9 protein-coding genes are annotated in these 12,333 nt (G+C 37.0%); all 9 read right to left on the bottom strand.

From position 1 onward, the window contains the following. Window positions 1-679: 679 nt before the first annotated feature. The 9 genes from EZ456_RS04830 to EZ456_RS04790 all read right to left on the bottom strand — a co-directional run bounded on the left by EZ456_RS04830 (window position 680) and on the right by EZ456_RS04790 (window position 12,112). Window positions 680-1,141, bottom strand: coding sequence for a nuclear transport factor 2 family protein (locus EZ456_RS04830; protein WP_131527839.1), 462 nt, complete (start codon window positions 1,139-1,141; stop codon window positions 680-682). A 277-nt stretch (window positions 1,142-1,418) separates the two neighbouring features. Continuing rightward, the gene (locus EZ456_RS04825) at window positions 1,419-2,291 is read right to left on the bottom strand and encodes a helix-turn-helix domain-containing protein (RefSeq protein WP_131527837.1); all 873 of its coding nucleotides are present in this window, start codon (window positions 2,289-2,291) and stop codon (window positions 1,419-1,421) included. A 569-nt stretch (window positions 2,292-2,860) separates the two neighbouring features. Then, on the bottom strand, window positions 2,861-3,808 hold the full coding sequence (locus EZ456_RS04820) for a pepsin/retropepsin-like aspartic protease family protein (protein WP_131527835.1): 948 nt from the start codon (window positions 3,806-3,808) through the stop codon (window positions 2,861-2,863). A 357-nt stretch (window positions 3,809-4,165) separates the two neighbouring features. Beyond that, on the bottom strand, window positions 4,166-4,591 hold the full coding sequence (locus EZ456_RS04815; protein ID WP_131527833.1) for a nuclear transport factor 2 family protein: 426 nt from the start codon (window positions 4,589-4,591) through the stop codon (window positions 4,166-4,168). A gap of 606 nt (window positions 4,592-5,197) precedes the next feature. Further along, a complete protein-coding gene (locus tag EZ456_RS04810) occupies window positions 5,198-6,964 on the bottom strand; it encodes a sensor histidine kinase (RefSeq protein ID WP_131527831.1) in 1,767 nt (588 codons plus the stop codon). A gap of 365 nt (window positions 6,965-7,329) precedes the next feature. Then, window positions 7,330-8,193 carry an SDR family oxidoreductase gene (locus tag EZ456_RS04805; RefSeq protein WP_131527829.1) on the bottom strand — a complete coding sequence of 288 codons (864 nt, stop codon included), beginning with the start codon at window positions 8,191-8,193 and terminating at the stop codon, window positions 7,330-7,332. 51 nt (window positions 8,194-8,244) lie between these two features. Next, window positions 8,245-10,047: an amidohydrolase gene (locus tag EZ456_RS04800; RefSeq protein ID WP_131527827.1), complete on the bottom strand. Its 1,803-nt coding sequence runs from the start codon at window positions 10,045-10,047 to the stop codon at window positions 8,245-8,247. Between the two features lie 332 nt (window positions 10,048-10,379). Beyond that, the gene (locus EZ456_RS04795) at window positions 10,380-11,327 is read right to left on the bottom strand and encodes a pepsin/retropepsin-like aspartic protease family protein (RefSeq protein ID WP_131527825.1); all 948 of its coding nucleotides are present in this window, start codon (window positions 11,325-11,327) and stop codon (window positions 10,380-10,382) included. Between the two features lie 272 nt (window positions 11,328-11,599). Further along, window positions 11,600-12,112: a Crp/Fnr family transcriptional regulator gene (locus EZ456_RS04790; protein WP_225876469.1), complete on the bottom strand. Its 513-nt coding sequence runs from the start codon at window positions 12,110-12,112 to the stop codon at window positions 11,600-11,602. Between the last annotated feature and the right edge of the window lie 221 nt (window positions 12,113-12,333).

Below are 12,333 nucleotides of genomic sequence, written 5' to 3'. Positions count from 1 at the left end.
ATCCTAACCTGAACAATATCCTTAAGCAGAATTTCGGGGCTCTGAACGCGATATTCGAAATTCGAAAAAGACACTCAATGGTAACTAGTAGGCCATTGGTTTTATTCATAGGTGACAAGGGCGGAGCCGGATGGCCCGCCCTCCTTTAACGCAAAGCGGTATTTTTTGTGAAACCTCTGTCAGCAAAATTACAAGTTTAACATCATCCTGAGATTCCCATTACGCGTTACCTTATTAATTCCAGTCGGCCAGCGCGCACGGGACAGATATAAGCGACCCAAATCAGGTCCAGTGTTTTTTTAGGTTACAAAGTGCTAGCTATCTGTAAAGTTGGAAGTTACACATGTATGGCCAGGTAGATTATACATTAATTCAGCGTAAATGAAAGTCTAAATTGCATTCTTGCGATTATTACGCTGTTAATTTTCACTTAAAAAAGTTCTCCTATTATTCTTTATGCAGCTGCCTGATTTAAACGCGGCACTATTAGCGGAATTACGCAATCAAATTAGCTGTATCGATTGAACAGCAATGTATAATGATGGCAGCTAGAAAAGATGGCCTTTCGGCCATCTTTTAAACAAATAAGAACTTGCTATGCTTAACGAGCCTTGCAAATAATGTGATTTGTACCATCCTAAACAGCTACTCGATTGAATGCGGGTTAAACATAGTTAAATTACAATCCAAATTCAGTTCCCTTTGGATCACTATGAAATGTACCAGCCGGGGTAAGTCTGAAACTACCAGCTGTTGCAAAAGTATCTTCCATGAACATAAAGTGGTAAATCCTTTCGTCCCTTACTTTGGCCAGTATTGAAAACGGCGAATTGACCTGTTTATTGAGCGTTTTCGAAGTGTAAGTAAAACTTCCAAAGACCGCCACCTTGTCTCCTTCAGAAAAAATATCTTGTACTTCAAAATCTTGAATCGTCCAAAATTCGTTAACGCCAGCAAAAGTATCAATGAAACCTTTCGCCCCATCTCGATGGGTTCCTGCCCATGGCATAATCTTCTGCAGTTCAGGATTATCGAAATTCAGTGAAATGTAAGTTGCATTAATGTCAACGACAGACTTAATAACATCGGGATTTGTGGTATTTGCTAAAAAAAGTTCGATGATTTCTTGTGATGTTTTCATTTTTTTTAATGTTTAAAATTTAAAAGTATAGGGATTTGTAGTAACATATTATTTAAAAAAGACCGCAATTCTGAAGGCTCGCGATGACAGTTCTTTAAGACCATAAGCCCATTATCTAGACAGTCTGTTCTTCAAAGTACTTTAGTTCGGACAGCACCTTTTTTATAATTAGCTAAGAATTTTATGCAAAGCTATGTCGATTGAATCTTTAAAAAAGGTATAAATGGGTCGAATGGTGGTAAAAACGATACAAAAATCATTCAGATAAATAAAAGGCCTAATCTGACAGGGATTTGCGAAACTGTTCTGGAGACATCTTGGCGAACTTCTTGAAAAACTTGGTGAAATTTGTAGGCTCTCTAAAACCTAAATCATAGGCAATCTCTTTAACTAAAAGCATGGGGTTGACAAGCATGCGCTTACTTTCGAGCAATAAACATTCTTGAATAACAGTCTTTGGTTGCTTACCTAAATGTAATTCAGATATTTTTTGAAGACTTCTGACACTGATGCCTAATTCATTTGCGTATTGAGTGACTGTGTATTGTTTTCCGTGAAACCTCTCGATCAAACTTTTAAATTGCGAAGCATAAAGAGATTCTTTACTTTTTTTGGGAGATAGATTTTGGCTCCCCCGCTTTATACGTAATAAATATAATATCAGAGAGGAAATTTGGTTTTGTAAAATGTTTTCCTGCAGTTCATTATAAACATTTGCTAATTCCTGTTGAATCATCTGGGTCAACACATTTATTTTCTCCTGATCGCAGTGCAGATGAAAAGGAGAACCAAACGAAAGCTCCTTTAAAAGTCTTGAATTCTCAGAAAAAAAAGAGTAGTGTGATTTGTTCAACAAAAATTCTTCTGTGAAAGCGATGATGGTACCATCTAAATCTTTCGATTGAAAAAAAGCATGTACCTGGCCAGGTCTTATGATGAAAAAATCTCCTTTATCAATTTTGTGGATCTTAAAATCAATTAAATGGTGAGAGCTGCCCTCAGTTACAAATAGCAGGATATAGAAATTTGTACGATGTGGTTTCAGCACCCCCTCTTTTCCTCTTCTTATTCGTTCGGAAAACGAAATTGTATGAACTTGTTGCCGCTCATTACTGATCGGCGTAAAATTAAAAGTCTTGATCTCGCTCATTTGACGCGCAGTGTGTTTTCTTTTTATTCGAAGAATAGCAACTCTGGAATGAATTGATTCCCGGCATTATTGTGAAATGATTCTTAAATGCTTACTTTTTTGAGAGCCAATAGATGTTTTAATGTTTTTACCAGTTGTGATCACTTCACAAACTCTATTATGCAAATTAAAAGCGACATTCATCGTGATATTCTGGTAAGCTCATCAGGAGATTGAACAAAATTGATCAACTGATGATCAGAAGATACTGTAATGAACGGAATAGAAAAATAAACCATTCGCTTCGATAGATCTTTTGTGCTGACATATAAAATTGTTAATAGGTTCCATTGCTGTTAATTAAAAATTAATCACATGTCCATTTTTAAACAGCTATATCGCACAGCCTGTTCCAAGTGGGATTGTACCCCAAAAATTGTCAAAATGAGATTGTATTTTTTTATCCAGATCTAGAAAAGGACCCCAAAATCGGAGCCCCCTCTAACAATTAGCAAAAAAAATATCTGAACATCCAAATAACGATGCAAGATTGGTTTAATGATATCATGGCATAAATGTGGGAATCTTATTTAGTAGGCCATAACATATATCTTTTTATGTTCATAATCCCATACCGTTCTGTACTGTGCTAGAAAACGATTGGCGATTGTCAAATAATTCTCCTCCGTTATTCCTATTGCTTTTCTAAAATTGATGCTTTCTCCGTGTTGGTGGATTCCTATAAAGTTTGTCGTCAGCTGACCATTCATTCTAACATTATTCAAAACCAATAATGGCTCACCATATCCATCTTTTCCATAATCTATAAAATATTTTCGCTTCTTGAGCTTTTCGATAGTTTTATCGGTAAATTCTAATGCCCCATATGAACCTCCGGTATCGAAAGATGCCAGCACGTCCACGTCGCCGATTTTTACCTTGATCATTGGATGATTGGGTAGTTTTCTGGTCTCAAAATTCAACGTGGCCAATATCTTTTCTCCGAACAGGAAATCTTTTGATAATTCCCTTTTGGAACTATTCTTATAGAAGGTAATCTTCCTTTTAACATAGTCAAGTTTGAAAAGATATCCCTTGAAGAAATCAAAGCCTATAAAGCCGAGAAAATCGGGAGTTACCTGATCTTGCAAAAATTCGAAATTAGCACTGCTGACCTGTTTAAGGTCTTTAAAATGCAACCCATTTGCTAGTCGAATATCCTTGACACTATCTATTATGTATCGCTTAAATTTTTGACCACTTCCAACATTACCGTTACCTGTTGACCTTCCTGATTGGGAAAAAATATTATTGTTAATATCCAAAGCACCTTGAGCACCAGTATCAAACATTAACTTTCCTTTGGTACCGTTGACTTCTACTGAAATAAATGGGAAAGCATTGATAATTGTTAGAGGAAAAGATATCGTGTCACCTGTTAATTGAAATTTGTTTTCAATTATGGGTTCTGTTTTGTTTTGAGCATTTGAAATGGTGTAAACCAGTAAAAAAGTAAGTAATGTGAATGTTTTTTTCATGCGTTTGTTAAGAATCTAATTAACTGATGTTCCCAGTCCTTGAGATATCCATCTTGGTTTCGAATGATCAGCAATCTACTGATCTGTATTTTTAGTATTTTATGTTGTAAACATAATCCTAAACCAAGATATAATCGAAGACAAAAATCTACAAAATACGTTGATGTTTATCGCTAGAGATTGAGGTAAATTAGGTGCTGGATAATGTTTATTCGGATACACCATGAAACATATGGCGACTAAAAATCTACGATAACCACAAAAAAACGCCCCAGAAACAATTCATAGTTTTAGGGGCATTCGATTAGGATTTAACTACTAAGTTTCCTTATGAGTTTTCTAAATGGAAACCGTGGATTAAACGAAATCCACTCCACCCATTGCTTCTTTAAAGACTTCAGGGTTAAAGTATTCACGTAGGTTGACAATCAATCCGTCCCTAAAGGTTACAAAGGAAACGTAGCTCATTTCATAAGGATTTCCGTTGCTGATTACCACGCCAGACACACTCCATTCAGCAATGACAACATTTTGGTCATCCGTGCCGTAAATTTTTAGTGTCGGTAAGGATTTTACATCAATGAAACCCGGATAATCCTTCAAAAAAGCATACAAGGCTCCTTTTCCGTCAAATCGGGTTAATGAGCCTGCCGGGGCAAATGGAAATTCAGCTACGATATCATCAGCACATAATTCGGCCCAGCCCTTCATATCCTTGGCAAGAAACCTGTCTAAACTTTTACGGTACAGTTCAGCAGCTGGCATTTTTTTTGAGTCTTCCATTTTTGTTTGAATTTAATTAGATTTTTGTTAAAAGATTTACTTTCAAATCTCGATCATATATTAAGATGCAAACGATGACATAGGGCAATAAAAATCATTGATAAATATCAACTGTATTTGTAGATAAAGTGAATATACCGTTAGATCAAGACTGTCTATTCCCATCAACCAGATAGATTTTTGGCAGAAAAAAAAATCTGCTGTCGGAAACACTTAATTAAAACACTATCTGGGATAAAATCTATAAAACCAATATAGCGGCTTCAAAAAAGAATAACGTCGCAATATGCTATAATCCACTACTCAATGGTATAAGCCCTTTATGGCGAAAAACCTTCACCCATCTTATTTCAGGAGCTATTTTCAATTAGAACCATCGTGTACGGAGTATTTTCTGAGCAGGTTCTTCCATCTCTTCATATCATATTTATACAGATTTTTTTTATACCGGAAGATTACTTTTCAAAGTCATCATCAAAAGTGATTTATCTCAATTCGGACCAACCGCACTAGCCTCATCAGGAGAAAATTGTTTTAAATCACCTATTTTATAGATATTGGCGGGCGTAATCAGTTTCCCTCCCTGCCAAAATTTCACTCTAAATCTTAAGAAAAAGGAAGATCGATAGTAAATACAGACCCCTCTTGTTCTCTACTGGAAACTGAAATTCCGCCCCTGTGCTCTTTCACAATCTGGGAGACAATATAAAGACCAAGGCCTAGACCGGAGTATTTTCCGTTGACAACACCATTTGCTCTGTAAAATTTATCAAAAATATTTTTTTGACTCTGTATTGAGATACCAATACCGGTATCCTCAACGGAAATGCTGGCTTTTTTTCCGTTCACCAGTGTTCTAAGGGTTACCCGTGATGCTTTTGGCGAATATTTAATCGCATTCGAAAGCAGATTAGTTATCACTTGACCGATCCGTATTCTATCGCCGAAAATCCGCACTTTTTCGCCTAGATTCAGTAAAATAGTGTGCGAATCAGAGGTCTGTTTGAATTCGTCGCTAATCTCCTCGATCAATTCATTGAGCTCGAATGTATCCATATTATATTTTAGCTGGCCCGCGGTAACCTCGGACGCATCTAGAAGATCTCCAATTAAATGGGACAGCTTGTTGACCTGATTGTTCATTTTACACAGAAACGAGACGGCCTCCAGATTACCGTTTTTATTGAATTTATGCATCAGCGCCTGTGTACACCCCTTGATGATCGTTACCGGCGTCTTCAATTCATGCGATATCATGCAGATTAAGTCGTTCTTTTGGCACTCGAGTTTTATTTTTTCCGAAATTTGTACTTGAAGTTGTTCTAGAATTAACTTTTGTTCCTGAATATTGTTTTTGCTGACTGTTATGTCATCCAAAGCGAGCAATATCAACTGTTCGCCGTTCGTTTTATTTACAGGTTGCATATTGAATTTAATAATTCTTTCCCCCAGTGAGGGAAAATCAAATGCAATCTCAGTTTCTATAACAGATTCATCAAGATCTTGTATACGGGTAAATTTGTGCGCAAGACCCGGAATGTTCCAGCCGCCATTTTGAAGTTCATACAATTTTTTTCCAATGACCTGCGTTTCCGCGATCTTGAATGTTTTGTAAAAAGCTTGGTTAGCGCTCAATATAATGAGTTCCTTGTCAAGCACAAGAAGAGGCTCATGAAGTACCGCAATTGTAGCATCAGAGAGCTTGCGGCTCATGTTAAGTTCTTCCAGGCTATTTTGTAGTTTGTTGTTCGCATCTACGAGTCCCTCGTTCTTGCGCTCAAGTTCTTCCCTGCTCATCTCTACTTCCCCAATCAAGTTCTGCAGTCCACGGCATTCTCTGCTGAATCCCTTATAAGAACTCTGTAATTTTCCTTGGACAGGATCCTGGTCATCTGTGACATTATGTATGGCTTCTCTGAGCGGAGAAAGTTCAGGTTCAGATTGTTCAATAAATATATGCGCTGGATTATGCTGGATTTCTGATCCCACACATCGTTCTACATTTTCGGCAGAATCCCTGATCTGTAGCAGAAAACGAATTTCCAAATTATTGAAGTGTGGGACTACATCCAACCTGTTCGGCACCTTCCCATTGCTGATCAGGGTGTTTTGCTTTGAAAAAATTTTCAGAATATCTCTCAGGCGGTGCAACTCCTCCAGGAATGTAATCGAAATATCCTCTCCAGCAATTTCCATCCAAGTGAAGTTTTCCTTGTGAATAGGGAATTCGAGAAGTTTTCCATTTGACTCATAAAATTGTAGATTACCAGATTGAACATTTAAAACTGCTGTTACGGCCGAATACTTTCCTTGACAGAGATTTTCTGTACTATTTTGATAATCATCAATTTTTATACTGTTGGTGCTTTGCATGTCGTTATTATTTTAGTAGTCGATCTCTTTGCTCAACCCCAGAGTCAAAGGGGGAAAGATAATCTGATATAAGTGGGGAGTAAAATTTTAAAAAAATTTATCGATCGCTTCACTATAACTTATATAGAAAAGAAGAGGGTTGCTCATTTTGGAGCAACCCTCTTTTATTCGGACTTGAAACCGAATTGTAACCGGCGCTGCCTGGTAGACAAAGCAATATCTGGAAGGCTAAAGGCTTCAACTTCAATTGTGAGATCCAGTGAAAATTACTCAAGCATGCAATAATGCCTAAATCAAGCCATTTTTTTAGCTAATTTAAATTTTAAGAAAAATTGTTGCCATAATTTAATTCATCAAAATATACATCAATCTAAGAGACCTGCCATTCCGTATGCAGCTAAGCATTTTTCATATTCAACTTTAACAGCGTCATTTGCGGCCTTGACAAATTCTCCAGTAGTCGGGTCAACAACTGTTCTCAAAGGTCTTTGGCCTTTTGGCAGATTAATGAGGTTAACGACTCCATCTGCAACCTCTTGCGGATTGGGTTTTATTGTTTCGAATAACTGCACAATTGCGTTGACCATTTTCCCAGGATAATCGGCTATGGCGCCGTATTCAGCATTTATAGATGCATCAGACGCGCTTCTCGCTTTTAAAGACATTTCGGTCGGAAAAGCACCCGGCTGCAAAATGGCTACATCAATACCCATTGGCCTTAGTTCAAAGTGTAAACCTTCACTAAGTCCTTCCAATCCAAATTTGGACGCTCCATAAACAGCGGAGAAAGGGAACGAAAAGGTTCCAAAACCACTTGTCACATTAACAATCAATCCTTCAGCTTGTTTACGCATGATCGGTAACACCAATTTAATCAATCTCCATGGTGCTATAACATTCACATCAAACATTTCTTGTACGTCTGCCGTAGTATAGCTTTCGGCCACGCCGGTCATGGCAATCCCTGCATTATTTACCAATACATCAATTCTTCCTTCTTTTGCAAGGACCGTCTCTATAGCTTTTTGTACACTATTTTCATCAGTAAGGCTAACATCCAAAACTGTTAAGTTTTCTACTTTTGATAAGGCTTTGGATTTGTCTGCATTTTTGCCGTTAATGTCTCTCATTGTTGCATAAACTTTGTGCCCCAAATTAGCCACACTATTTGCGGTGAGCCATCCAAATCCACTGTTTGTTCCCGTAATTAATACTACTTTGTTTTTCATTATTTTATAGATTTAATATTTATATGCACGTTGGAGTGTAATAGTTTTTAGCTACTTGTCCCAATGATATCCGCCAAAATATTTTATTGGGGACCAACTTGGAATAGGCTCGGGTAATTTTGGAGCTAAATTTGAATACTGATCTAAACCGAATACCACCTTTCCATTAACGACGGTTAAAACTGATGAAATGCTTTTTATCTCATCATCAGAAACTGTGAAATAATCTTTGCTCAGTAGAACAAAATCAGCGAGATTACCAGGAGCAATTCGCCCTTTTTCATGTTCTTCATTTTCAAACCACGCAGCCCCTGTTGTATACAGTTTTAGTGCTTCATATCGAGTTAAGCGGTTATCTTTAGCTAAAACAGTCGCGCCCGACACAGATTTCCCCGTCACAGCCCAACTTATAGCAAGCCACGGATTTGCTGGGGAAACACGAAATGCATCTGTTGTCAGTGATAAAGGAATTCCACTGTTTACCAGATCCCTTAATCTCGGAGTATACAGTGCTTTCTCTATGCCGTGGGTTTTTACGAACGCATCTCCATGAAGTGCCATTTTGTTATCTAAAGCAATACCGCCTCCCAGTTTCTTGACTCTTTCAATATTTTCTGGTGTAATGGTTTCTGCATGTTCCACGCTCCACCGCATTCCATCAAGAGGAGTTGTTCTAACAACTCTCTCAAAAGCATCTAGAAAGGGGTTTAGATTCTCATTGTAGGTAACATGCATCCGAAAAGGAATCCTTTTCTCTATCAATTTTCTGACGTCTTTTTCTGCATATTCCATCATCCTATCTTTAGGAATGATATATGTCGGTTTATCAAAATTTTCATGATCATGGATTTCTGCCCTTAAAGCTTCTCCCATTCCTTCATATTCGTAACCATGCTCCATGGTCGGGTGCAGGTTCTGCCCTGGACTGACAGGTGCGAGTTTGGTAATACGCTTAAGCAGCGTTTCCACAAATGGTTCATTACTACTCTGATCCCAGCCAAGATCGACAAAAGGAAAACGGATATTCAAACGATTTTCTCGCACGAGGGTTTGTAATGGCTTGTGCCCTTCAGGATATCCAATAATACTGGTAGCATCAAGAACAGAAGTCAGTCCGAACCTGTTCAAATCGTGTATGACATGCACCAATGAGCTAACTTCCTCTTCTGGTGTTGGCATGGGCAGCATGGCATCAAGCGTTAGAAAAGTAAATGTATATCCAGTGATCACTCCCGTGTAATTGCCTTTTTTATCTTTTTCCAATTCCGTTTCGGGCAAATCGGGAAATTTGGATGTCCCAACCCCTAAAACCTTCATTGCTAATTTATTGAGATATCCCCTGTTATAGGCATACTGAATATAAAGAGGCCTGTCTGATACTGCCTTGTTCAGTTCATCTATAGTTGGTTGGCGGTTTTCAGCAAACTGATATGGCGACCATCCACCGGTAACTTTTACCCACTGTCCCTCCGGTGTTCTCTTGGCTTGTTCGGTAAGCATTTCGAGCGCACGTTTAAGTGTCGGTACACCGTCCCATCTAACCTTATAATTAAAATTTCTTTCATTTAAAGGATGGATGTGGGCATCCTCCAATCCGGGGATTAATCGTTTCCCATCTGCGTCGATTATTTTTGTATGGACATCCTTAAGCGCCAATATTTCAGCATCGTTTCCGACTGCGTAAATTCTACCACCCTTTACCGCTATTGCCGAAGCAACTGGTTGAGCAGCGGTCTGCGTAGTGATCTTTGCATGATGCACGATCAAATCAGCACCGATGATGGGGACATTCGACTGTGCGTAAAGTCCCAATGAGATCATGGTTGTGGCAAGTAACACAAATGTTTTTTTCATAAAATTCTTTTTTTGGCAACTTTGCTATCAGTATTTCGAACCATCCCCGAGGAAATAGTTTTTACAATTTAGCAGTTACGCTATTATATTTAATAAATTAATATTGTAAACTTACGATATGGCAAATAGGATAAACGATGATTTAAAACATTAAAAACCGTTGACAAAAATCATCTTTTCTCAACGCATATTTCCTGTTCGAGTTTGAAAGCATTTTTAATCAAATTTTAGATTTCCTCGGTGCAAAACTTAAGCAATTTGGCATTTAGATTACATAGAAGATTTCAAATGAACGATAGGACTATTTCAGTTGTTGGGATAACTGATATCAGTTAATACTCTAAAACATATATCTTTTTATGACGATAGTCCCATACCGTCTTATAATTTGCTAGAAATCGGTATGCTATGCTTAAATAATTATCCTCGGTTATTCCTAAAGCTTTTCTAAGGTATTTACTATCTCCATGTTCGTAAATGCCAATAAAATTTGCAGTTAATTGAGCATTTATTCTCACGTTATTCAAAACAAGTAATTCTTCACTGTAGCCATCTTGTCCGTAATTTATAAGATATTTTTGCTTCTTTAGCTTTTTAGAATCTTTATCGGTTAATTCTAAACTTCCATAAGAACCAGTATCAAAGAACGCCTGTATTTCAACATCTTTTACTTTCACTCTTATAGTAGGATGATTGGGCAAGTTTCTGATTTCAAAATTTAATATGGCTACTACTTTTTCCCCTACTAGAAAATCTTTTGAAGATTCTCTTTTGGGGCTATTTTTATAGAAAGTAAGCTTCCTTTTAGTGTAATCTAGCTTGAAAAGATATCCATTGAAAAAATCATGTCCTATATAACCTATACAATCAGGGGTAATATCATTTTGTAAAAAATCGTAATTACCACTTGGGATTTGTTTAAGGTTTCTAAAATGTAAGCCGTTGATTAACTTTACATCTTCAATGTTATCATTGATATACGTTTTAAATTTTTGACCACTCCCAACTTGGCCGTTACCTTTCTCTTGTTGGGATAATAGAGGAATAATATTATTGTTGATCTCTAAAGCATCTTGATTGCCTGTATCAAACATAAACTTCCCTTTAACTCCGTTGATTTCCCCGGAAATAAATGGAAAAGCATTAACGATTGTAAGCGGAAATGAAATGACATCGCCCACCAATTTGAAGTCATTCTGCGGTTCGGATGTTTCGTTGTTCTGACCCCACGAAATGGTCCACATCAATAGACTAACTGCGGTTAAAATAGTTTTACTCATACAAATATTTATTTATCTATGTTTCTTTACATCTTAATAAGCGTGAATTTTTATCCCTGGACGCTACTAAAATTTACTTTCTATATCTGAGTTCCGTTGAACTTTCGACAATAAGATTTTTTTTTATAACCAAAGGAATAAGCTTTTATTCTGCGCGGATTGATATTATAAATATATGATGAGTTAAGATTGTTAAGCGATGATATAAAGCAACAAAAACCGTCGACAAAAATCAACGGTCGACAATTAAACAATCTATATTGAGATAGTGATTATCTAGACGGTTTTCTTTTGATACGGCTTAGCGTTTCTTTAGCTATGCCTAAAAATGAAGCAATTTGATGCTGAGGAAATCGTTGTGCAAAATGGGGATAATTCTTGATAAACTCTTCATACCGCTCTTCTGCTGTATTGCTTATATTTGCAGAAATTCTTTTCTGCATTGCGATAGCATTTCGATCATCCATCACACGGATCATTTCAACTAGGGCAGGAATTTTTTTCATCAGTTCTACTAATTCTGCCCTGGTTATAATCAGAAGCTCTGTATTTTCAGATGCCTCGATATTATATATAGATGGGGTAAGATTATAAAAACTTTCTCGGTCAGTTGCCCAATAGTTCTCAATAAAAAGGTAAACAACATGTTCAAGCCCTTTTTCATCAATATAATATTGTCGCATGGCCCCTTTGATAATAAAGCCCGTGTATTTCGACACATTCCCTTCTTGTAAAAGGTATTGTCTTTTTCTCATTTTTTTTGGTCTAAAAGCTTTTGTAATCATCTCTTCTTCCTCAATTGTAAGAAATGACTTCGAGTATTGACATATATAATCTAAAAGGGGTCGGTGCATATTAAGCATTTTGATGAAAAACCGTAAAGTTAATAAAATATACTTTTAGTTTTCGTTAGTCATGCACTGCCCAATGCCTTATCATATTTTTCGGATAGATATATGGCTGGCATCTTTCTTTGATTCACTCATAATGATGCGATTTATATCAA

The organism is Pedobacter psychrodurus (assembly GCF_004331735.1).
GTDB lineage: Bacteria > Bacteroidota > Bacteroidia > Sphingobacteriales > Sphingobacteriaceae > Pedobacter > Pedobacter psychrodurus.
This window is presented reverse-complemented; position numbering and strand designations above follow the sequence as displayed.